18 protein-coding genes and 1 tRNA gene are annotated in these 21,007 nt (G+C 72.8%); 13 read left to right on the forward strand and 6 right to left on the reverse strand.

Annotated features, from left to right (window positions below; translation table 11 throughout):
* Window positions 1-29: 29 nt before the first annotated feature.
* On the forward strand, window positions 30-938 hold the full coding sequence (locus ABZ234_RS18925) for an ABC transporter substrate-binding protein (protein WP_267946279.1): 909 nt from the start codon (window positions 30-32) through the stop codon (window positions 936-938).
* A 331-nt stretch (window positions 939-1,269) separates the two neighbouring features.
* Here ABZ234_RS18925 and ABZ234_RS18930 read toward each other — a convergent pair whose 3' ends face one another.
* Window positions 1,270-2,271, reverse strand: coding sequence for a LacI family DNA-binding transcriptional regulator (locus ABZ234_RS18930; protein ID WP_355012953.1), 1,002 nt, complete (start codon window positions 2,269-2,271; stop codon window positions 1,270-1,272).
* 151 nt (window positions 2,272-2,422) lie between these two features.
* Here ABZ234_RS18930 and ABZ234_RS18935 point away from each other — a divergent pair, with 151 nt between their 5' ends.
* From ABZ234_RS18935 to ABZ234_RS18955, 5 genes are all read left to right on the forward strand, one after another.
* Window positions 2,423-2,983 carry a TRAP transporter small permease gene (locus tag ABZ234_RS18935; protein WP_355012954.1) on the forward strand — a complete coding sequence of 187 codons (561 nt, stop codon included), beginning with the start codon at window positions 2,423-2,425 and terminating at the stop codon, window positions 2,981-2,983.
* A complete protein-coding gene (locus ABZ234_RS18940) occupies window positions 2,980-4,254 on the forward strand; it encodes a TRAP transporter large permease (protein WP_355012955.1) in 1,275 nt (424 codons plus the stop codon). The genes ABZ234_RS18935 and ABZ234_RS18940 overlap by 4 nt, the downstream gene beginning before the upstream one ends.
* 121 nt (window positions 4,255-4,375) lie before the next feature.
* Window positions 4,376-5,371 carry a DctP family TRAP transporter solute-binding subunit gene (locus ABZ234_RS18945; protein WP_355012956.1) on the forward strand — a complete coding sequence of 332 codons (996 nt, stop codon included), beginning with the start codon at window positions 4,376-4,378 and terminating at the stop codon, window positions 5,369-5,371.
* 45 nt (window positions 5,372-5,416) lie between these two features.
* A complete protein-coding gene (locus ABZ234_RS18950; RefSeq protein ID WP_355012957.1) occupies window positions 5,417-7,306 on the forward strand; it encodes a TIM barrel protein in 1,890 nt (629 codons plus the stop codon).
* Window positions 7,303-8,184, forward strand: a complete 882-nt coding sequence (locus ABZ234_RS18955) for a shikimate dehydrogenase (protein ID WP_355012958.1) — start codon at window positions 7,303-7,305, stop codon at window positions 8,182-8,184. The genes ABZ234_RS18950 and ABZ234_RS18955 overlap by 4 nt, the downstream gene beginning before the upstream one ends.
* A gap of 48 nt (window positions 8,185-8,232) precedes the next feature.
* On the opposite strand, the gene ABZ234_RS18960 is transcribed toward ABZ234_RS18955, so the two are convergent.
* Window positions 8,233-8,691, reverse strand: coding sequence for a flavin reductase family protein (locus tag ABZ234_RS18960; protein WP_267950490.1), 459 nt, complete (start codon window positions 8,689-8,691; stop codon window positions 8,233-8,235).
* A gap of 20 nt (window positions 8,692-8,711) precedes the next feature.
* Complete coding sequence (gene sppA, locus ABZ234_RS18965) at window positions 8,712-10,454, reverse strand: signal peptide peptidase SppA (protein WP_352986493.1); 1,743 nt, start codon at window positions 10,452-10,454, stop codon at window positions 8,712-8,714.
* Window positions 10,455-10,611: 157 nt separating this feature from the next.
* Here sppA and ABZ234_RS18970 point away from each other — a divergent pair, with 157 nt between their 5' ends.
* From ABZ234_RS18970 to ABZ234_RS18985, 4 genes are all read left to right on the forward strand, one after another.
* The gene (locus tag ABZ234_RS18970) at window positions 10,612-11,295 is read left to right on the forward strand and encodes a hypothetical protein (RefSeq protein ID WP_267946271.1); all 684 of its coding nucleotides are present in this window, start codon (window positions 10,612-10,614) and stop codon (window positions 11,293-11,295) included.
* A gap of 170 nt (window positions 11,296-11,465) precedes the next feature.
* Window positions 11,466-12,809, forward strand: coding sequence for a pitrilysin family protein (locus tag ABZ234_RS18975; RefSeq protein WP_267946270.1), 1,344 nt, complete (start codon window positions 11,466-11,468; stop codon window positions 12,807-12,809).
* A gap of 55 nt (window positions 12,810-12,864) precedes the next feature.
* On the forward strand, window positions 12,865-14,211 hold the full coding sequence (locus ABZ234_RS18980; RefSeq protein WP_355012959.1) for a pitrilysin family protein: 1,347 nt from the start codon (window positions 12,865-12,867) through the stop codon (window positions 14,209-14,211).
* Between the two features lie 336 nt (window positions 14,212-14,547).
* Complete coding sequence (locus tag ABZ234_RS18985; RefSeq protein ID WP_344178195.1) at window positions 14,548-15,714, forward strand: serine/threonine-protein kinase; 1,167 nt, start codon at window positions 14,548-14,550, stop codon at window positions 15,712-15,714.
* A 317-nt stretch (window positions 15,715-16,031) separates the two neighbouring features.
* Here ABZ234_RS18985 and ABZ234_RS18990 read toward each other — a convergent pair.
* Both ABZ234_RS18990 and bcp read right to left on the reverse strand, forming a co-directional pair.
* A tRNA-Leu gene (locus ABZ234_RS18990) sits at window positions 16,032-16,106 on the reverse strand.
* A gap of 88 nt (window positions 16,107-16,194) precedes the next feature.
* The gene (bcp, locus tag ABZ234_RS18995; protein ID WP_267946267.1) at window positions 16,195-16,677 is read right to left on the reverse strand and encodes a thioredoxin-dependent thiol peroxidase; all 483 of its coding nucleotides are present in this window, start codon (window positions 16,675-16,677) and stop codon (window positions 16,195-16,197) included.
* 327 nt (window positions 16,678-17,004) lie between these two features.
* Here bcp and ABZ234_RS19000 point away from each other — a divergent pair, with 327 nt between their 5' ends.
* Both ABZ234_RS19000 and ABZ234_RS19005 read left to right on the forward strand, forming a co-directional pair.
* A complete protein-coding gene (locus ABZ234_RS19000) occupies window positions 17,005-18,189 on the forward strand; it encodes a CDP-alcohol phosphatidyltransferase family protein (RefSeq protein WP_267946266.1) in 1,185 nt (394 codons plus the stop codon).
* Entirely contained in the window at window positions 18,149-18,544 is a 396-nt protein-coding gene (locus ABZ234_RS19005) for a DUF3618 domain-containing protein (RefSeq protein WP_267946265.1), read from the forward strand. Before ABZ234_RS19000 ends, ABZ234_RS19005 begins: the two co-directional genes overlap by 41 nt.
* 132 nt (window positions 18,545-18,676) lie before the next feature.
* Here ABZ234_RS19005 and ABZ234_RS19010 read toward each other — a convergent pair whose 3' ends face one another.
* Window positions 18,677-19,915 (reverse strand): alanine racemase, encoded by a 1,239-nt coding sequence (locus ABZ234_RS19010; RefSeq protein WP_355012960.1) that lies wholly within the window; start codon window positions 19,913-19,915, stop codon window positions 18,677-18,679.
* 171 nt (window positions 19,916-20,086) lie between these two features.
* Here ABZ234_RS19010 and purU point away from each other — a divergent pair, with 171 nt between their 5' ends.
* A complete protein-coding gene (gene purU, locus ABZ234_RS19015) occupies window positions 20,087-20,974 on the forward strand; it encodes a formyltetrahydrofolate deformylase (protein WP_355012961.1) in 888 nt (295 codons plus the stop codon).
* The last annotated feature ends 33 nt before the right edge of the window (window positions 20,975-21,007 follow it).

Raw genomic sequence — 21,007 nt, forward strand, 5'->3', positions numbered from 1 at the left:
GCAGTACTGAGAGAAGAGAAGGTTCGGACATGGACAAGAGGCTCGCCCTCGTCGGGCTCCCACTCGCAGCGGTGCTCATGACCGCCTGCGGCGGCAGCGACCCCTACGCGGAGGACGGGGAGGGAGGAGGCGGCGCCGAATCCGGCTCCGTCGTCATCGGCTCCGCCGACTTCCCCGAGAGCACCCTGCTCGCCGAGATCTACGGCCGGGCCATGGAGGCCGAGGGGGTGGACGTCACCTACCAGCTCAACATCGGCAGCCGCGAGGTGTACTACTCCCAGATCGAGTCCGGGAACCTGTCGGTGTTCCCGGAGTACAACGGCGCCACCCTGGCCTACCTCGACGACGAGGCGCCCAGCGGGAACAGCGAGGAGACCAACGCGCTCATCACCGAGGCGCTCCCCGAGGGCCTGGAGATCCTGGACTCCTCCAGCGCGGAGAACAAGGACTCGGTGACGGTCACCGCCGAGACCGCCGAGGAGCACGACCTGAGCACCCTCGCCGACCTGGCCGGCGTCGCCGGCGAGCTGACCCTCGGGGGGCCGCCGGAGTTCGAGACCCGCCAGCAGGGCGTGGTGGGCCTGGCCGACGTCTACGGCATCGAGTTCGGCGAGTTCCGCTCCCTGGAGGTGGCCCTGCTGACCCAGGCCCTCCTGGACGGCGACATCCAGGCCGCGAACCTGTTCACCACCGACCCGCAGATCGCGGTGGAGGACCTCGTGGTCCTGGAGGACCCGGAGAACCTGTTCGGCGCCCAGAACATCACCCCGCTGATCAACGGCGAGCAGGTCGACGAGACCGCCAGAGGCGCCCTGAACGCGGTCTCGGCGGCGCTCACCACGGAGGCCCTGACCTCGCTCAACGAGCGCGTCGTCGTCCAGAACGAGAACGCCGCCGACGTCGCCCAGGAGTGGCTGGAGGAGGAGGGGCTCGCCTAGCTGTACCGACCACAGAGGTCGGATACAGTCCGGCAGCGATGTGACGGCAAGTGAGGGCCTCCGACATGGGCGTGGATCGTCGAGATCGACACCGGAAGGTCAGGAGGCCCTCCGCGGCCCACATCGCCCACGCCGGCGCCGCCCTCACACCCGCCGTGCCTCCGGCCGGTCCGCGGGCGTGACGGCGGACCCCCGGGCGTGACGGAGGGCGTCGGGACCGGTGCGAGGGCGCGCCGGGCCCGGCGCCCTCCCGCCGTCCCGGAGAGGGACGGTGCGCGCGGGCACGGGCCCCGCCGCTCGGGCGGCGCCGGCCCTCCGGGACGGCGCGCGGTCAGTCCGGCGCCGGGCCGGTCGAGTCGCGGACCACCAGGTGCGCCGGGAGGACCACCTGCCGCGGGGCCTCCCCGGCGGCGGCCCGCGAGACCCGGTTCAGCAGCAGCTCCACACCCGCGCGCCCGGCCTCCTCGTGGGGGCCCGCGAGCGTGGTCAGCGCCGGCACGCAGAAGTCCGCGCCGAAGATGTCGTCGTACCCCACGACGCTGCGGTCCCGCGGCACGCGGATCCCGCGCTCCGCCAGGCGGCGCAGCATGCCGATCGCCAGCAGGTCGTTGTGGGCGACGAACGCCGTCGCCCCCGACACCAGCGCGGCGTCCGCCGCCGCGGCGCCGCCCGCCACGCGGGGCGAGAAGGTGCCCAGGCGTGTCGCCGCCATGCCGCACCGCCCCGCCGCCGCGCTCAGCCCCCTCCACCGCTCCTTCGCCTGCCACGACTGCTCGGGCCCGCTGAGGTACACCACCGACCGGTGCCCGAGGGAGGCCAGGTGGTCGATGATCTGCCGACTGCCGCCGCCGTTGTCGACGATCGCGCTGGGCAGCCCCTCGACCTGGCGGTTGACCAGGGCCATGTTGTGCTCCCGGGCCAGTTCGACGGTGGTCGCGTCGCTCATCCGGCTGGAGGCGAGGACGAAGCCGTCCACCGAGCGGTCCAGCCGCAGGATCTGCTCGCGCTCGTTGTCCGCGGACTCCTGGGTGTAGCCCAGGATGAAGGTGATCCCCGAGGCGCTGGCCCGGGCCTCGGCGCCCCGTATCGTGCCGAAGAAGTGCGGGTTGGCGATGTCGGGGACCAGGAGCGCGATCGTGGCCGTGCGGCCGGACTGGAGGGCGCTCGCCAGCGGGTTGGGCCGGTAGCCCAGGCGCTCGGCGACGTTGAGGACGTGTTCGCGGGTGACCGCGTTGACCCGCCGCGGGTCGCTGAAGGCGCGGGACACCGTGGACGCGGCCACGCCCGCCTCCCGTGCCACGTCGTAGACCGTGCTTCTCCTGACCGGGCTCATGGGGACTTTCTACGCCGGACGGCAACTTTTGGCAATCGCTTGCCATGCGCGACGACCGAAACCTAGAGTTCACAACCACGACATACGGCCTCCAGGAGCACGTCTCTGAACAGGGCGTATGCAACCCCCCGTTTGTCGAGTGGAGCCCGGGATGACCAATCCCCCCAGTACGTCCGGCGACGGGCCCTCGGGCTCGCGCCCGGCACCCGTCCGATGGCTGGAGACCGCGGAACTCGTCCTCGGCGCGCTGCTCCTGGCCATGCTCCTCGTCCTGATGCTCGTCCAGGCCGGCCAGCGCTACGTCCCCGGTGAGAGCTGGGTCTGGGTGGGGGAGCTCGCCCGGTTCGGCCTGGTCTGGCTCGCCTTCTCCCTCGTCGGGCACCTCGTCGGCCGCGACGAGCACATCACCCTCAAGCTCGTCGACTTCGTCGCCCGGGGCCGGGCGATGCGCGCCGTGTGGATCTTCGCCAACCTCGTCGTCGCGGCGACGTGCGGCCTGCTCGTCGCGGCAGCGGCCGACCTCGTGTTCGCGGGCGGACCGCAGACCACGCCGGTGATGGGCATCCCGATGGCCTGGACCTACGTGATCCCGATGGCCGGGCTCGCCGTGGCCGTGCTGCGCGCCCTGGCCAACGCGGTCCTCGTCCCGGGGCCGCCCGCGCCCGGCACCCCTCCCCCCGCACCGACCGACCACGAGGAGCCCACCCGATGAGCGCCGGCCTCGTCCTCCTGGGAATCGTCGTCCTGCTGGCCCTGCGCGTACCGATCGCCTTCGCCATCCTCGGGCCGTCCCTGGCGTACATGCTCCTGACCGACCAGTCCACCGGCCTGAGCCTGCGCACCGCGACGCAGGAGATCAACAGCTTCCCGCTGCTGGCCATCCCCCTGTTCATCCTGGTGGGCGTCGCCGCCAACCACACCGGTATCGCGGACCGCATCTTCGGCTTCGCGCAGGTCCTGCTGGGGCGCCTCCGGGGAAGCCTGGGCTACGTCAACATCGGTGTCAGCGTCGGCTTCTCGTGGGTGAGCGGCACCGCCCTGGCCGACGTCGCGGGCATGGGCAAGATGCTCGTCCCGGCGATGACCGACCGCGGCTACCCCAAGCGCTTCGCCCTGGGGCTCACCGCCGCCTCCAGCCTGATCAGCCCGATCATGCCGCCCAGCATCCCCGCGATCGTCTACGCCTCCGTCGCCGCGGTCTCCACCGCCGCACTGTTCGCCGCGGCGGTGGTCCCGGCGTTCCTCGTGGCCGCCGGACTCGCCCTCGCCGTCCACCTGTGGGCGCGCAAGCAGCCGCACCTGGCCGGCGAGCGGGCGACCGCCGGCGAGGTCCGCACCGCGGTCGTACGCGTCCTCGGCCCGCTGGGCGCGCCCCTCATCCTGCTCGGCGGCATCCTGAGCGGGCTCTTCACCCCCACCGAGGCCGCGGCGGTCGGCGCCGCCTACGTGCTCGCGCTCGGCCTCCTCTACCGCCGGCTGGACCCGCGCACCCTGTGGCGGATCCTCGTGGAGACCGCGACGACCACCGCGTCGATCGCGATCGTCCTGGCCGCGTCCGGCCTGCTCGGCTGGATCCTGGCCCGCGAACGCGTGCCGCAGGACATCGCGTCGTTCCTGCTGGGGCTCACCGACAGCCCGATCGTGTTCCTGCTTCTGGTGAACCTCGTGCTCATCCTCCTCGGCACGGTCCTGGAGCCCGTCGCCGCACTGATGATCACCGTGCCCGTCCTGCTGCCCATCGCGGCGCAGTTCGGGGTCGACCCCGTCCACTTCGGGATCATCGTCATCGTCAACCTCATGATCGGGCTGCTCACGCCGCCGATCGGAGGCGTCCTCTTCGTGCTCGGCTCGGCCACCCGCAGCCCCATGCACGAGGTGTTCCGCGGCACGGCGCCCTTCCTCGTGCCCCTGCTGCTCATCCTGGTCCTGCTCACCTTCGTGCCGGACCTCGTGCTCTTCCTGCCCCGGTACCTCGGCCTCTGAGCCGAGCTTCCCCGGGGCGCGCCCCTGCGCGGCCCCGCGCTCCGGGGAGCGGGGCCGGCCCCGACACACCGCCACCACCACCGCCGCCGTACGGCGGCACGACCCCCCCAGGGAGCACCGCATGCGCACCCCCCACCGCTGGACCGCCCTGGTCCCCGTCGCCGTCCTCGCCCTCGCGGGCTGCGGCGCCGACGAGGCCGCCGACGGCGAGATCACCCTCTCCTTCGCCAACAGCTACACCGCGGACCACCCCCACACCCGTTGCGGTCTCGACCTGGTCGCCGAGCGCGTCGCGGACGCCGGCGTCGGAGTGACGGTCGAGACCTTCCCCAACAGCCAGCTCGGCAACAACACCGAGACCTTCACCTCGGTGATGTCGGGCGACATCGACATGGACGTCCAGGGCTCCGCCGCGCTCGGCTCGGCGTACGAGCCGATCGGGGTGCTCGACGCGGCCTACGCGTTCGACGACGTCGACCAGATGTTCGGCTACTTCGACTCCGAGGAGTCCGAGCAGCTGAAGGCGGACTTCGAGGCCGCGACCGGCGTCAGGATCCTCGACGTCTGGTACTTCGGCGACCGGCACTTCACCGCGAACCGGCCCATCCGCACCCCCGACGACCTCAGCGGCCTGCGCATGCGGTTCCCCGACTCCCCGATCTACCTGGCCAACGCAGAGGCGATGGGCGCCACCCCCACCACCGTCGCCTTCGAGGAGGTCTACCTCGCCCTCCAGCAGGGGACCGCCGACGGCCAGGAGAACCCGATCCCCACGATCTCCGCCGACAGCTTCGACGAGGTCCAGAGCCACATCAGCCTCACGAGCCACCAGATCGGATCGCAGCTCGTCGTGGTCTCCGGCCAGAGCTGGGAACTCATGGACGAACGCCAGCAGGAGGCGCTCCAGGAGGCGGTCAGCACGGTCCGGGAGGAGAACCGCGCCTGCATCGAGGAGTCGGAGGCCGAGATCCTCGACCGGTGGGCCGCCGACGGGGCCATGGAGGTCGTGGACGACGTCGACGTGGACGCGTTCCGCACCAGGTCCAGGGACTACTTCGCGGAGCACCTCGACGAGGGGCAGCGGGCCCTGTACGAGTCCTTGCACTCCGGGTCGTAGACGGCCGCGGACCGGACGGAACACGGAAGGACGGGGGAGACGGACATGCGGCGTTCCATCGCCACGGTGTCGTTGAGCGGCACGCTGGAGGAGAAGCTCCGGGCGGCGGCCGAGGCCGGTTTCGACGGCGTCGAGATCTTCGAGAACGACCTCATAGCGTCGCCGCTCAGGCCCCGGCGGATACGGGCGCTCGCCGCCTCGCTCGGCCTGGGCATCGACCTCTACCAGCCCATGCGCGACATCGAGGGGGTGGACGACGACCGGTTCCGGCGCAACCTGCGCCGTGCCCGGGACAAGTTCGCCCTCATGGTCGAACTCGGCGCGGACACGGTGCTCGTGTGCTCCAACGCCACGGCGGCGGCCCTGGACGACGACGCCCGGGCCGCGGCCCAGCTGCGCCTGCTCGCCGAGACGGCGTCGGAGTACGGGGTGCGCGTGGCCTACGAGGCACTGGCCTGGGGAACCCGGGTCGACGACCACGAACACGCCTGGCGCCTCGTCCGGGAGGCGGACCACCCGTCCCTCGGCGTCTGCCTGGACAGCTTCCACATCCTCTCCCGTGACGGCGACCCGTCCGGGATCCGCGACATCCCGGGGGAGAAGATCTTCTTCCTCCAGCTCGCGGACGCGCCGCGCATGGCCATGGATGTGCTGCAGTGGAGCCGCCACTACCGCTGCTTCCCCGGCCAGGGAGGGTTCGACCTCACCGCCTTCACCGGCCACGTCCTGGCCGCGGGCTACACGGGCCCGCTGTCCCTGGAGGTCTTCAACGACGTGTTCAGGGCCTCGGACGCGCGGCGCACGGCCGCGGACGCCCTGCGGTCCCTGTCGCTGCTGGAGGACGGGCTGAGCCGGTCCGCGGGGGAGGAACCCGCCGCGGCGGAGGGGGAGGGCGCGCGCGGGGCCGTGCGGCTGCGCCGGCTGCCCGAACCGGTCCGCCCGTCCGGGTTCGCGTTCGTGGAGGTGGCGGCCGAGCCGTCGTCGGCGGAGCGCGTGCGCGTGCTGCTCGGCGCGCTCGGCTTCGCCCACACCCGGGACCACCGCTCCAAACCGGTGCAGCTGTGGAGCAACGGCGACGCGCGCGTCCTGCTCAACTCCAGCGACCCCCGGCTCGGGCACACCTGGAGCGGCGCCGCCTCCGTGACCGCCCTGGGCGTCTCCGTCCCCGACCCCGCCAACGCGATGCGCCGCGCGGAGCGGCTCCTGGCGCCTTCCCTGCCGCGCCGACGCGACCCGGCGGAGTCCGCGCTCAGCGCGGTCGCCGCGCCCGACGGGACCGCGGTCTTCTTCTGCGCGGACGGTCCGGGCGACGGCGAGCCGTGGCTGGAGGACTTCTCGGCCCCGCCCGTCGACGGCTACCGGGAGGGGGGCGGGGCACGGCTGACCGGCATCGACCACGTCGGGCTCCTCCAGCCCTTCGACCACTTCGACGAGGCGTCCCTGTTCTACCGCTCGCTGCTCGGCCTGCGCCCGGACACGAGCGTGGAGATGGCCGCCCCCGACGGACTCGTGCGCAGCCGGGCCCTCACCGACCCGGCGTCCGCCCTGCGCGTCGCCCTGCACGTGTCCGTCCTGGGCGGCGAGCACGCGGACACGGGCGGAGGCGCCCAGCACGTGGCGCTGGGCTGCGACGACGTCTTCGCCGTCGCGCGCTCCCTGCGCGAGGCGGGGGTCGCGCCCCTGGCCATCCCGGACAACTACTACGACGACCTCGCCTGCCGGACCGACCTGCGCCCCGACACCAGGGAGCGCATGCGCGAGGGCGGCATCCTCCACGACCGGTCGGAGGAGGGCGAGTTCCTGCACTTCTACACGCCGACCGTGGACGGGCGGCTGTTCTTCGAGGTGGTCCAGCGCGTCGGCGGCTACCAGGGGTACGGGGCCGCCAACGGCACCGTGCGCATGGCCGCGCAGCGGGCGGAGCGCTCCCGGTGAGCGGCGCGTCCGGCGCCCCGGGGCGGTCCTTCCTCGCGGGGCTCATCGGCGCGGGGATCGGCCCGTCGCTCACACCCCCCATGCACGAGAGGGAGGCCGCGAGGCTGGGACGCCGCCTCGTCTACCGGACGATCGACATCGACCGGCTCGGCATGGAGCCGGGGTCGGTCGGCTACCTGGTGGAGGCGGCGTCCAGGCTCGGCTTCGACGGGCTGAACATCACCCACCCGTGCAAGCGGCTCGTGCTGCCGGCCCTCGACGGGCTCTCCCCGGAGGCGGAGGCCCTGGGGGCCGTCAACACCGTCGTGTTCGGGGCCGGGGGAGCGGTGGGGCACAACACCGACTGGTCCGGGTTCGCGCGGTCGCTCCGGCAGGAGCTGCCGGACGCGCCCGGGGACCGGGTCGTGGTGCTGGGGGCGGGCGGCGCGGGGGCGGCCGTGGCCTACGCCCTGCTGGTGTCCGGTGTGCGGGAGCTGGCCGTGGTCGACGTCGACGGGACGAGCGCCGAGGCCCTCGCCGCCCGTCTGGCGGAGCGGTTCCCCGGGGCGGTCTGCCGTCCCGCGGGGACGGACGGGCTCGGAGCCGCCCTGGCCGGGGCCGACGGCCTGGTGCACGCGACGCCCACGGGCATGGCGCACCACCCCGGGATCCCCCTGGACCCCGGCCTGCTGCGCCCGTCCCTGTGGGTCGCCGACGTCGTCTACCGGCCCGTCCGCACCGAGCTGCTGCGCGCGGCGCAGGCGCGCGGCTGCCGGACCCTGAGCGGCGGAGGCATGGCCGTCTTCCAGGCCAGTGACGCGTTCGGCCTGATCACGGGGCTGGAACCCTCGCCGGAGCACCTGCACGCCCACTTCCGGGAGCTCATCGCCCGTGAGTGAGCGCCGTGCCGGGACCGGAGGGCTCCGGTCCCGGCACGGCCCCCGCGGTCAGTCCAGGGCGTGGTAGCGGCCGGAGCGGCGCACCAGGGCCGGACCCTCGCCCCGCACACCGGCCAGGCCGACCACGTCGGCGAGGTACACCACGTGGTCGCCGACCTCCAGGCGCTGCCGCACCGTGCACTCCAGGGCGGCCAGCGCGTCGTCCAGCACGATGGCGCGCGTGTGCCCGCCCCGGTGGTGGGGCTGGTCCGTCACCAGGAGTCTGGCGCTGGGGCGCCCCTCGGCCGAGAAGCGGCCCGCCACCACCCGCTGTCCGGCGCCGAGCACGTTCACGGCGAACGCCCCGGCGGCCCCGATGACCTCGGCCATGTAGCCCTCGGCGCCCACGCCCACCCACACGATCGGCGGGTCGGCCGACACCGAGCCGAACGCGGTGACGGTCGCGCCCACGTCGTCCCGGCCGTCGGCGACGGTCACCACGGTGACCCCGGCGGGCAGCAGCGCCATGGCGTCCAGGTACGGACCGGTCAACGGATGTCCCAGACGTCGGGCATCGTCAGCGGACCGGCCGCGGGCAGCCCCATCGCCACGGCCGCGTGCTGGAGCGGGCCCCACGCGCCGAGCACCGTCTGCGGCTGCGAGGCCGCCATGTCCTCGCTGGACTCGTGCTGGCGGATCCGGTCCAGCGGGTGCGCGCGCGGGAAGGCGCGCAGGGGCAGGGGGCCGGCGCCCGCCTTCTCCCGGGCCAGGCGCACGGCCGTCTCCAGGCCGCCCAGCTCGTCCACCAGGCCCCGCTCCTTGGCGTCGCGACCGGTCCACACCCGTCCCCGGGCGACCTCGTGGACCTGCTCGCGGGTCATCTTGCGCGCCTCGGCGACCTTGCCGGTGAAGTCCTCGTAGATCTCGTCGAGGAGCGCGTTCACCCGCTCCCACTCGGACTCGGTGAACGGCTTGCGGGTGTCGAACATGCCCGCGTGCTCCCCGGTGCTCACGGAGTCGCTGGTCACGCCGAACCGCTCCAGCAGCCCGCCCAGGACCGGCTTGCCGGTGATCACGCCGATGGACCCGGTGAGGGTGCCGGGCTGCGCGACGACCGCGTCGGAGCCCAGCGTCACGTAGTAGCCGCCCGAACCGGCGATGTCGCCCATCGCCGACACCACCGGGATGCCGGCCCGGCTGGTCAGCTCGGACTCGCGGCGGATCGCGTCGGAGGCGGTCGGTGACCCTCCCTGGCTGTCCACCCGGAACACGACCGCCTTGACCTGCGGGTCCTTGCGGGCGGCCCGGAACGCCGCCGTCACGGTGTCCGAACCCATGACGGTGCCGCCGCCCAGCGGGGACCGCCGGGTCCGTCCCAGGCTGATGGCCCCGGTCGCGGAGATCAGCGCGATGTACCCCGGTCCGCCCGCCGCGCGGGGGCGGGGCGCCGGGGTGTGCTTGCGGTGGTAGCGGGTGACGAACTGGAGCGAGGGCTCCGGGGCGGAGCCGTCCCCGGCCCCGTCCGCCTGCGACCGGACCTCGCCGAGGAGGTCGGCGTACACCTCGTCCCGGTAGGCCAGGCCGTCGACCAGGCCGGCGTCCAGGGCCTCCTTGGGCATGAACGGACCGCGCGAGACCAGCTCGCGCACCTTCTCCTCGGGCAGGCCGCGCGCCTCGGACACCGCCTCCACCAGCTGGTCGCCCAGCGACGAGACGATGCGGCCGGACGCCTCCCTCTGGGCCTCCGTGAAACCGGTCTCGGTGACGCTGTTGAGCGCGTTCTTGTACTCGTGGCGCCTGCCGACCTCGTAGGACACGCCCAGTTTGTCCAGGGCGCCCTTGAGGAACGTCACGCGCATCATCAGGCCGGTCAGCCCGAGCACCCCCGTGGGGGCCATGACCACGCGGGAGAACGCGCAGGAGAGGTAGTACGGGAGGTTGCCCTCGCCCGTCTCCCCGAAGGAGTCGGCCCAGGCCACGGCGGTCTTGCCCGCGGCGCGGAAGTCGGCGACGCAGTCGCGCAGCTCCTGGACCTTCGCGAACCCCAGCGACCTGGCGTCCACGCGGACCAGGAGCGCGGCCACCCCCGGGTCGCGCGCACCGCGGCGGATGCCCTCGACGATGTCCAGGTAGTGCTGCCGGCGCCGGTTCACGATCTGGCTGATCGGGTCCCCGGGGGCCTCGTCGGCCACCCCTTCCGTCAGGTCCAGCTCCAGTACCAGCGGCCCCCGGGGGCGCGGCCCGAACCGGGTGAGGGACAAGGGTTCTGTGATCTTCGCGAGGTCCACCATGGCCCCAGCGTAGTGGCCGCTGTCCAGCGACTCCCTCGCCCGTCCCGGCGGCGCCTCGGTTGTCGCGAACGTGCCGGGATCCTCGGGTTCGCACCGTGTGCCGGGGGCGCTATGGTCGACTGGGTTCTGACCACGGGACGCGGGAGAGGGACGACGCATGGCGGGCATCCACGGGCGACGGCATCGGGCGCGAGGCGTGCGCGCCGGGGCGGGAACGGCCGTAGCGGCCTCCGCACTGCTGCTACTGGGCGCCTGCTCGGGCGGCGCGGAGGAGGGCGGCACCGCGATCGAGCTGGAGCGCGGCGAGAGCGGCATGGTCCCGGCGGTCGAACCGCCCGGCCCGGAGGGCTTCACCCCCCAGACGGTCGAGGGCATCACCATCGACGTCCCCGACGGCTGGGACGTCCAGAACCAGGGCGGCACGCTGTGCGCGAGCCCTCCCGGCCAGGCCGCCTGCGCCTACGGGTCGGTGCAGCTGACCGCCCACGCGGCGGAGAACCACCCGCAGGAGTGGCCCTCCAGGGGCGGGGCCCACAGCAAGGCGGACGGCTGGGCGGACAACACCGACCGCTGCCGCAGCCTCAACACCGCGGCCTCCGGCGACATCGGGATCAAGGACGCCGAGCTGCGGGTCTCCGACTTCACCGAACACGCCGACACCCTCAAGTCGCACCACTCCGTCTGGGACGTCACCTGCGCCAACGACGACACCTTCGAGGTGCGCATGTGGTTCCTGCCCACGAGCGACGTCCTCCTGTACGTCTGGTCCGCCGACTCCCAGCACTCCGCCGTCTACGACCAGATGGCCGCCTCCATGGACACGACCGAGTACCGGAGCTGACACCTGGCGCGTCCGTCCCGGATTCGGCCACCGGTTGCGCCGTTCCAGTGTCCCCCGGGTCCCGTTAGGCCATAGGGTCGTACTCGTCACGGCAGAGGACGTCCGGGGCGGCGCACGGCCGCGCGGACGACGGCAGTTCAGGCGACAGCGCGAAGCGGGGTGCAGCACTGGTGACCACCATCGGAGCGGCGGGACGGGTTGGTCAGTACACGCTCGACAACGGATTGCGCCTGGTGACGGCGGCGGCCTCCACCGGCCAGGTCACCGCGGTCAACCTGTGGTACGGCGTGGGTTCCCGGCACGAGGTCCCCGGGCGCACCGGTTTCGCGCACCTCTTCGAGCACCTCATGTTCCAGGGCAGCGGCAACGTGTCCAAGGGCGAGCACTTCGAGGAGATCGAGCGGCTCGGCGGCGACATCAACGCCTCCACGTCGAGCGACCGCACGAACTACTACGAGACGGTCCCCGAGCACGCCCTGGACCGGGTGCTGTGGCTGGAGGCGGACCGCCTGGAGACGCTGCGCGACGGCATGACCCAGGAGGTCCTGGACAACCAGCGCGACGTCGTCAAGAACGAGCGCCGCCAGCGCTACGACAACCAGCCCTACGGCACCGCCCTGGAGCGCATCCTGCGCCTGGCGTACCCCGAGGGCCACCCGTACCACCACCCGACCATCGGCTCCATGGCCGACCTGGACGCCGCCGACCTCGACTACGTCAAGTCGTTCCACAAGGCCCACTACGGGCCGGACAACTGCGTGCTCACCGTGGTCAGCGACCTCGACCCCGAGGACGTCCTGGCCCGCGTCGAGAAGTACTTCGGGTCGATCCCCGCCAGGGACTTCGTCCCCGAGGCGCCCGACGCCTCCCTCGGAGCGCCCCTGGGCGGTCCGGTGCGCGACGCCGTCACCGAGACGGTGCCCGCCGCCGGGGTGTTCATCGGGTACCGCGTCCCCCCGTACGGCGAGCGGGAGTTCGACGCCGTGCACCTGGCCTCGGCCGTGCTCGGCCAGGGGCAGGGCAGCCGCCTCTACCGCTCACTGGTGGTGGACCGCCCCATCGCCGCCGACGACGGCGGCGCCGCGGCCGACATCCTGCCCTTCCGCTACACCGACAGCCTCCTGCTGGTGAACATGCTCGCCCGCGAGGGCGTCGACGGCGACGTGCTGGAGGAGGCCGTGCGCGAGGAGATCGCGAAGCTGGCCTCCGGCGTGACCGAGGAGGAGCTGGAGCGCGCCCGCGCCGTCATGGAGCGCGACCACCTCCAGTCCATCTCCAGCCCCGCCGGGCTGGCCGACAGCATCAGCAGCTGCACGCAGCTGTTCGACGACCCGGAGCTCGCCTACACCTGGCCCCGGCGCTGGGACGACATCACCGCGGAGGAGGTGCGGGCCGCCGCCGAGCGCCTGCTGGTCGACGACAACCTGCTCGTCGTCCGCTTCGACCCCGAGGAGTCCTCGGAGGCCGAGACCCTCCAGGCGGACGCCGAGGCGAACGCCGCCGGCGCCTCCTAGGGCGCGCCGCCACCCCTGGCCCTGTCACCGCAAGCCGCAGAAAGAGCCGCAGAGCATGCCGCAGACCCGCCCGCCACTCGGTGCCGTAGCGTCCTACTCCTTCCCGAAGCCCCAACGGGTCACTGTCGGGGGCGGCACCGTCGTCGCCATCGACGTGCCCGGCCAGCGACTGGTCTCCCTCCGCCTCGTGCACCCCCACGGGGGCGCCGTGGAGCCGCTGGACGCCATGGGCGTCAACGTGCTCACGAGCGAGGTGCTGGAGGACGGCCCCGACGGCAACAGCTCCCTGGCCCCCGCCCTGGAGCGCCACGGCGCCGAGTGGATGTCCCGCGTCAACTGGGACGGATTCATCACCGGCCTGGACGCCCCCGCCAACCGCGTCAACGAGGCCGTCCGCCTGTTCGCGGACGCGGTCCGGCGCCCCGCCCTGAACCCGGACGACGTCGTCCGCCGCCGCGAGCACCTGCTGGAGCGGTTCTGGCTGGAGGCCGCCACGGCCGGGACCCTGGCCATGCGCAGCCTCGGCGGCCAGCTGTTCACCGGCCGCTACGCCACCCCGCTCGGGGGAGGCCCGGTCCGGCTGGCCGACATCACCCCGGAGACCGTGGCGTCCTTCCACGCCGAGTCCATCGCCTCCGTCGCCGGGACCCTGGTGGTCGTCGGCGACCTCGACGGGATCGACCTGGAGGAGCTGGGCAAGACGGTCTTCGGCGACGCCGCCTCCGTCCCGGAGCGCGAGTCCTCCGTCCCGGCGCCGCCGCCCGGTGAGCTGCCCCGCATCCTGATCGTCGACCGCCCCGGCTCCGTCCAGTCGGCCCTGGTCATCGCGCACCGCGCCCCGTCCCGCTCGCAGGTCGACCTGCCCAGGGCCGAGGGCATCAGCGAGGTGCTGGGCGGCATGTTCACGTCCAGGCTCAACATGGAGCTGCGCGAACGCCTCGGCTACACCTACGGCGCCGGGTCCCGGTTCGACCTGCGACGCGACAGCGGCGTGTTCTTCATGTCCACCCAGGTGGAGGCGGACACCACCGCCCACTCCGTCACCTCGTCGCTGGAGCAGGTCGCCGAGCTCCGCGAGTCGGGCGTCACGGAGGAGGAGCTCACCGCGGTGCGCGAGTCCAACACGGTGGGCCTGCCCGTCAGCTACTCGACGGCGCGCTCCCTCGCGGGGGCCCTGGTCGACATGGTCGTCCACGACCTGCCGGACGACCACGTGGACCGCAACCGGGCCGGCTACGAGAGGCTGACCAAGGAGAGCCTGGACTCGGCCGCCACCGAGTACCTGCACCCGGAGGAGGCCGTCGTCGTGGTGGTCGGCGACGCGGACCGCCTCCGGCAGCCGCTCACCGACACCGGGATCGGCCCCGTCGAGGTCCGCGACCCGGAGTCCCTCTGGTCCTGATCCGGGGCGTGCGGGCGTGTCGCGCCCGCACGCCCGCCCCATGGCCGGGGCAAGGACGGGTAAAGGAGAGGCAGGTCATGGCATGCGCAGGTTTTCGTCGGACATAACGAAAGCGAACCTATGTGCCAGTGTTATGGCAACTACCAGCGTGGACTCGGCGTCCTGCTGGTATAACGAGTGATCCGTGCACCTACATGGTGACAGCGACCGCAATGCTCCGCAGGAGGCCACCATGGCCGGTGAATGGACCCGTGGATAACCGTGTCCTCCCTAGACAACCCTCACACACAGCGGCCCCGGGCGTCGCGCTCTTCCGAAGGTCCGGAGGTAGCCGGTATGGGCGACTCCGGTCCTGAGGGGCGCCTGCTCAAAGGGCGCTACCAGCTGGTGTCGGAGATCGCCAGGGGCGGTGTCGGCACGGTGTGGCGCGCCGTCGACCTGGTCATCGACCGCGAGGTCGCCGTCAAGGAGCTCAGACTCCCGGCCGACCTGAGCCGCTCCGAGCGCGAGTCCCTCCTCCAGCGCACCACGCGTGAGGCCCGGGTCGCCGGGCGCCTCACCCATCCGAGCCTGGTCACCGTCCTGGACGTCGTGGACGAGGACGACCGGCCGTGGATCGTCATGGAGCTGGTCGAGGCCTCCACCCTGGAGGAGCTGATCCAGGTGGGCGGCCCGCTGCCCTACCAGCGGGTGGCGGAGATCGGGCTCCAGCTGATCGACGCCCTCAAGGTCGCGCACACCGAGGGGATCGTCCACCGCGACGTCAAGCCCGAGAACGTGATGATCAGCCAGGCCGGGCGCGTGGTGCTGACCGACTTCGGGCTGGCCGCCTGGAACGGCGAGTCGGCGCTGAGCGCGTCGGGCCGCATCATCGGCTCTCCCGCCTACATCCCGCCGGAGAGGGCCAAGGCCGGACCGGTCGGGCCGGAGTCGGACCTGTGGTCCCTGGGCGCCACCCTGTACGCGGCGGTGGAGGGCCACCCTCCCTACGACCGCAAGGGCTACATCAAGATCCTGCGCCAGGAGCAGCTGGACGAGCCCGCGGAGGCCGCGAACGCGGGCCCGCTCGCGCCGGTGCTCGCCGGCCTGCTCCGCGTCGAGCCCGGCGAGCGGCTGACCGCGGAGAACGCCACCAAGATGCTGCGGATCGCGGCCCTGGCCCCGTGGGCGCCCGAGACCAGCGTGGAGACGGCCGCCTCCGGGGCCCGTCCGGCCGAGCCGCGTCCCGGCGAGGGCGGCGGGGACGAACAGGACCGGGAGTCGGCCCGCGAGCACTTCAAGGCGGGCGCCCACGTCCTGGCGGAGTCCATCAACGAGCGGCTGCGCAACAGCCCCGAGGCGATGAACTCGATCATGACGTCGATCCGCGAGTCCACGGACACGCTGGGGCTGACGAGTTCGGGCCGGCACGCGGAGAAGAGCATGCTGCCGGTGTTCGCCGGCGTCGCCCTCGGCGTGGTGCTCCTGCTGGCCGTCGTGCTCTGGGCCCTGCTCGGCCGCTAGCGGGCCGGCCGCGGGAGCGGCCGTCGCGGCCCGACGCCCCTGTCCTCACCGGTCCTGTGCCCGTGGCGGGGTTCGGCGCCGGGGCCCGCCGTGCGGGACCGCGGTGCGCAGGAGGCGGGCCGGGACCGTCGATCGGCGCGTGCCGCCTGCAGTTCGGGGTGGGGGTGTCCCCCGGGGTGTTGCGGGTCGTGCGGAGGGTGGGCGGAGCCCACCGACCAGCGCATGCCACCTGCGGTTCGGGGTGGGGGGTGTCCCCCGGGGTGTTGCGGGTCGTGCGGAGGGTGGGCGGAGCCCACCGACCAGCGCATGCCACCTCGTAGGGCCGGCGGGATTCGAACCCGCACTGTACAGCACCTAAAGCTGTCGTCTCCTGCCGGTTGGACTACGGCCCCGTCGGGACAACTGTACCGGGGACGCGGGCGGACCCGGCCGCCAGGCCCCGCAGGGCCGGGCCCGGCCGGGCCGCCGGAGGCCGGCGGGTCAGACGCCGAGTTCCTTCTTGAGGCGGTCGACGTGCCCGGTGGCCTTCACGTTGTAGAAGGCCTTCTCCACCTTGCCGTCGGCGCCGACGACGACGGTGGAGCGGATGACGCCCTGGACCGTGCGGCCGTAGTTCTTCTTCTCGCCGAAGGCGCCGTAGGCGCGCAGGGTCTCCTTGCCGGGGTCGCCGAGGAGGGTGAACGTCAGGCCCTCCTTCTCCCGGAACGCGGCCAGCTTGTCGGTCGTGTCGGGGGAGACGCCCAGGACGGTGAGGCCCGCCGAGCCGAACTCGCGGAGGTTGTCGCGGAAGTCGCAGGCCTGGGTGGTGCACCCGGGGGTCATCGCCGCCGGGTAGAAGTACAGGACGACGCGCTGCCCGGTGGAGGCCAGCACCTCGCTGAGGGTGACGGGCTTGCCGTCGGCGTCGTCGAGGGTGAAGTCGGGGGCCTGGTCGCCGGGCGCCAGGCGGATCGGGTCGCTCACGTGGTGTTCCCATCTGCTCGTCGGCGGGGCGGTGGGGCCCCGCCCGCTCACTGCTCCTACCGTAGCGAGCGCGCGGGGTGCCCCGGGGATCGGCGCTTCTTCACCTGTGTCAGGCTGGGTTTACCGGCTTCGGTTGCGATTCCGGTTCGGTTCATCCGCTTTGGGGGTGACCAGCGGTTCGATCACCTATTGTTGACCGCACTCGTGCTTTCGGTCGACCCGCTGGTGACGCCCTTCGCGCACCCGGGCGCCACGCCCCTCCGGTGGTGGTCGGCACGGCCTCCGGGCCGGAACACATCCGCTTCGTGTTGGGGAGTATTGGCGACGATGCCTGGATTCACACTCGACGAGGTCAGGGAGCGCACGCTCAAGGAGCGCGACTCCTGGCTGACGGTCTCCCTCGTGGACCCGGTCGCGGTCCGGCTCGTCCGCCTGGTCGCCAACCGGACCTCGATCACGCCCAACCAGCTCACGGTGGTCGCGCTCTTCCTGGGGCTCGGCGCGGCGGTCTGCTTCGCCCTGGGCTACCGGCAGTTCCTGGCCCTGGGCGCGGTCCTGTACATCCTGTGCTTCCTCGTGGACTGCGTGGACGGCAAGCTGGCGCGGCTCACCGGTTCGGAGTCCCTGTTCGGGTCGTGGATGGACTACGTGTCCGACCGGTTCCGGGTGCTGGTGTGCGCGGTCGCCCTCATGGGCGGGCAGTACGTCGTGTCCGAGGAGGTCGCCCCCGACTCCAACCCGGTGTGGTTCGTGTGGCTGGCCCTGGCCGTCGTCTTCCTGGACATGCTCCGGTACCTCAACGCCCTGCAGGTCTACAAGGTGCGCAGGGAGATGCGCTCGCACCTGGCGGCCGCACTGGAGAGGGCCCGTGCGACCCTGTCGATGCTGGAGCCCGAGGACGACGACACGGCCTCGGCCACCGGCGGCGGCGGACGCACGATGAGCGACGGCGGAGAGCAGGCGGTGCTCCGCCACGGCATCGGCGTGCTGGAGCAGATACTGCACAGCCAGAACGAGCGGGAGGCGCGCAACCACCGCACGGCGGGCAAGCAGCCGGACCTGACGCTGCCCAAGGTGGACCTCCACCAGGAGTTCCGCTCCCGCTTCCCCTGGTACCAGCGCTTCTGGTCGGCGCTCAACGCCAGGCGCATCAGGACGCACCTGGTGGGCGGTATCGAGTTCCAGCTGGCGGTGTTCGTGGTGGCTCCCCTGGCCGTCGCGGTCCTCGGCGCCACGTCGCTGATCGGCTGGATCACCGCCGCCGCGGGCGTTTTGCTTCTCGCCTTCGAGATAGCCATCATCTATAAACTGTGGTTGTCCACGCGGGACTTCTTCCGCGTGGTCGACGGAATCGACGGCGCGCTGAGATTCTCCGGTCCGTCCGACGGCGCGGAGGAGAGCCGGGACTCCGGCTCGGACTCGGACTCGGGCTCTCAGACGACCCTGCGCCAGTGGAGAGAGGCGGAGCCCCATGACGGGACGCGACACCGAACCGCGCCAGACCCCGGCTGAGATCCAGGCCGAGATCACCCGCGAACAGCGGCGGCTGGCGGAGACCCTGGACGAGCTGAGTGAGCAGGCCCGGCCTGCCAACATCGCCCGTAGACAGATCGGGAGGGCCCGCGAACGCGGCGCACGGATCGTCGACGAGGCACGCGCCCTCGTGGTCGGCGGAGGCGCTGTGCGTGTGGAGAGCCACCTCGTGGCCCCCGAGGAGGGCAGCATCGTCATCAAGGGCGATGACGAGGTCGTGACCACCTACCAGTCGCGCCGCCGGCTGCCCCCGGAGGCGCTGATCCTCGCGGTCGGCGTGGGCGCGGTGATCGCCGTGGGCGTGGTGGCCTGGGCGGTCCGCCGCCGCGGGTAGCGGAACCGGTGGGAGGGGCCCGTGCGCTCGGTGCACGGGCCCCTCGTCGTACGGGCGGTCCTGTGTTCAGGCGGCTCCGGGCCGCTCCGCGGGCGCCGGTGGCGCGGCCCGGAGCCCGGGCCGCCGCCCGGCTCAGAGGAAGGTCCGGCCCTCGCCCCGGTAGGTGGGGACGGCGCCGACGTACTCGCCGGTGTCGGAGTCGACCAGGTGCAGGGTGTCGAAGCGCTCGCAGAGCTCGCCCGCCTTGGCGTGGCGCATCCACACGCGGTCGCCGACGGCGAGGCCGTCGGCCGCGGCGCCGACGAGGGGGGTCTGCACCTCTCCCGCGCCCTCGTTGGCCGTGTAGGACAGTCCTTCGGGGAGGTGGGGGATGGGCGCCCGGTGGGGGTCGACGGGCCCGGAGGCGGGGTAGCCGCCCCCGAGGGCGGTCACCACGCCCGGGGCGGGGCGGCGCACGACGGGGAGCGCGAAGAGGGCGGCGGGGCGGCCGCGGAAGGCCCGGTAGTGGTCGAACAGGTGCGGGTGGAAGAGGCCGGACCCCGCCGCGAGCTCCGTGACGGCCTTCTCCCGGCCGGTGGTGTGGAGGCTGCCGGTGCCGCCGCCGTTGACGAAGCGCAGGTCGGCGACGGCGCCCACGGCCCGCACGACGGCGGCTCGGCGCCGGGCGAGCTCGACCGCCGATCTTCGCTGGACGGCGCGCAGGACGCGCGCGTACAGGGGGCGCCCGGGAGGGGCGTCGCCCACCCCGGCGATCTGCCCCTCGTAGGCCATGATCCCGGCCAGTTCCAGCCCGGGCCGCTCGACGACGGCGCGGGCGAGCGCCGCCGCCTGTGCGGGGGTGCGCACGGGGGAGCGGAAGGAGCCGATGCGGGCGCGGGAGCCGAGGGGCTGCCAGCTGGTGTCGATGTCCAGGCAGACGCGGACGGGCGGGGCCCCGGCTCCGCGCGCGCCGGAGGCGGCCGCGTCGGCCACGGCGGCGCTGATCAGGTCCAGGTGGGCGGTGTCGTCGACCATGACGGTGACGGTCCGGGCGGCGGCGGGGTCCCCCGCGAGCCGGGTGAGGGCCTCCCGGTCGACGGTGGGGTAGGCCACGAGGATGTCGTCGTCCAAGGGGCCCTCGGAGTCGCCCTCGGCCAGCCAGAGCGCCTCGGGGAGGGTGAAGGCCATGATCCCCGCGTAGCCGGGGAGGGCGAGGGCGGTGCGGAGCAGGGCGCGGCTGCGCACGGACTTGCTGGCGATGCGGACGGGCTTGCCGTGGGCCCGGCGGGTGAGGTCGGCCGCGTTGGCGCGGAAGGCGGCCAGGTCGACCATGGCGAAGGGGGCTTGGAGTTCGCGCGTCGCGGCCTCGTACTTCTCACGCAGGCTTGTCATGCGTCCGAGGATGCCAGAACATGAATGTGTTTCATATTCCCGGTGGTGAACGGTTCGGTGAACCCTGTGGCCGGGACGACGCCCCGGAACCGCTCCGCCGGGCGGCCCGGGTCGATATCCTGGGGCGTCACGGCTGATCAGCCGGTCCGACCCCAGGAATGGTTCTTTCCCATGAGTGAGCGCGAGTACGTCCTGACCCTTTCGTGTCCCGACAGCAGGGGCATCGTCGCGGCAGTGGCCAACCTGCTGTCCGACCACGGTTGCAACATCACCGAGAGTCAGCAGTACGGCGACCACTACACGGGCCGCTTCTTCCTGCGGATGCAGTTCGTGGCGGAGCGGGGCGGCGACGGGCCGGTCGGCGAGGACGTGCTGCGCGGGGCGTTCGCGGCGCTGGCGGGGGACTTCGGGTCCGATTCGGGCGAGGCGTTCGTCGAGTGGACGCTCAACCCCCGCGACGTGCGCCCGCGCATGATCGTCATGGTGTCCAAGTTCGGCCACTGCCTCAACGACCTCCTCTACCGCCAGCGCAGCGGGCTCCTGGACGCCGACATCGCCGCGGTGGTGTCCAACCACCCGGACCTGGGGTTCCTCGCGGACTCCTACGGCGTGGACTTCCACCACCTGCCGGTCACCGCGGGGAACAAGCCGGAGCAGGAGACGCGGCTCCTGGAGCTGGTGGACTCCTACGACGTGGACCTGGTCGTCCTGGCCCGCTACATGCAGGTGCTCTCCGAGCAGCTGTGCACCAAGATGTCCGGTCGGATCATCAACATCCACCACTCCTTCCTGCCGAGTTTCAAGGGTGCGCGCCCCTACCACCAGGCCCACACGCGCGGGGTCAAGCTGATCGGTGCGACGGCCCACTACGTCACCGCCGACCTGGACGAGGGGCCCATCATCGAGCAGGAGGTGTCCCGGGTGGACCACACGCACAGTCCGGAGCAGCTCACCGCGATCGGCCGGGACCTGGAGTCGGTGGCGCTGGCACGCGCGGTCAACTGGCACGCGCAGCGCCGGGTCCTCCTCAACGGGGGGAAGACGGTCGTCTTCGGCTGACGCCGGGGACACGGCCTCCTCGGCGGATCGCCG

The sequence above is a fragment of the Nocardiopsis sp. NPDC006198 genome, assembly GCF_040613895.1.
Lineage (GTDB): Bacteria > Actinomycetota > Actinomycetes > Streptosporangiales > Streptosporangiaceae > Nocardiopsis > Nocardiopsis tropica.

Excerpts from the sequence above, each read along its gene's own strand:
- ABZ234_RS18925 (WP_267946279.1), top strand. The coding sequence starts at position 30 with ATGGACAAGAGGCTCGCCCTCGTCGGGCTCCCACTCGCAGCGGTGCTC.
- ABZ234_RS18930 (WP_355012953.1), bottom strand. The coding sequence starts at position 2,271 with ATGAGCCCGGTCAGGAGAAGCACGGTCTACGACGTGGCACGGGAGGCG.
- ABZ234_RS18935 (WP_355012954.1), top strand. The coding sequence starts at position 2,423 with ATGACCAATCCCCCCAGTACGTCCGGCGACGGGCCCTCGGGCTCGCGC.
- ABZ234_RS18940 (WP_355012955.1), top strand. The coding sequence starts at position 2,980 with ATGAGCGCCGGCCTCGTCCTCCTGGGAATCGTCGTCCTGCTGGCCCTG.
- ABZ234_RS18945 (WP_355012956.1), top strand. The coding sequence starts at position 4,376 with ATGCGCACCCCCCACCGCTGGACCGCCCTGGTCCCCGTCGCCGTCCTC.
- ABZ234_RS18950 (WP_355012957.1), top strand. The coding sequence starts at position 5,417 with ATGCGGCGTTCCATCGCCACGGTGTCGTTGAGCGGCACGCTGGAGGAG.
- ABZ234_RS18960 (WP_267950490.1), bottom strand. The coding sequence starts at position 8,691 with ATGGCGCTGCTGCCCGCCGGGGTCACCGTGGTGACCGTCGCCGACGGC.
- sppA (WP_352986493.1), bottom strand. The coding sequence starts at position 10,454 with ATGGTGGACCTCGCGAAGATCACAGAACCCTTGTCCCTCACCCGGTTC.
- ABZ234_RS18970 (WP_267946271.1), top strand. The coding sequence starts at position 10,612 with ATGGCGGGCATCCACGGGCGACGGCATCGGGCGCGAGGCGTGCGCGCC.
- ABZ234_RS18980 (WP_355012959.1), top strand. The coding sequence starts at position 12,865 with ATGCCGCAGACCCGCCCGCCACTCGGTGCCGTAGCGTCCTACTCCTTC.
- ABZ234_RS18985 (WP_344178195.1), top strand. The coding sequence starts at position 14,548 with ATGGGCGACTCCGGTCCTGAGGGGCGCCTGCTCAAAGGGCGCTACCAG.
- ABZ234_RS19000 (WP_267946266.1), top strand. The coding sequence starts at position 17,005 with ATGCCTGGATTCACACTCGACGAGGTCAGGGAGCGCACGCTCAAGGAG.
- ABZ234_RS19005 (WP_267946265.1), top strand. The coding sequence starts at position 18,149 with ATGACGGGACGCGACACCGAACCGCGCCAGACCCCGGCTGAGATCCAG.
- ABZ234_RS19010 (WP_355012960.1), bottom strand. The coding sequence starts at position 19,915 with ATGACAAGCCTGCGTGAGAAGTACGAGGCCGCGACGCGCGAACTCCAA.
- purU (WP_355012961.1), top strand. The coding sequence starts at position 20,087 with ATGAGTGAGCGCGAGTACGTCCTGACCCTTTCGTGTCCCGACAGCAGG.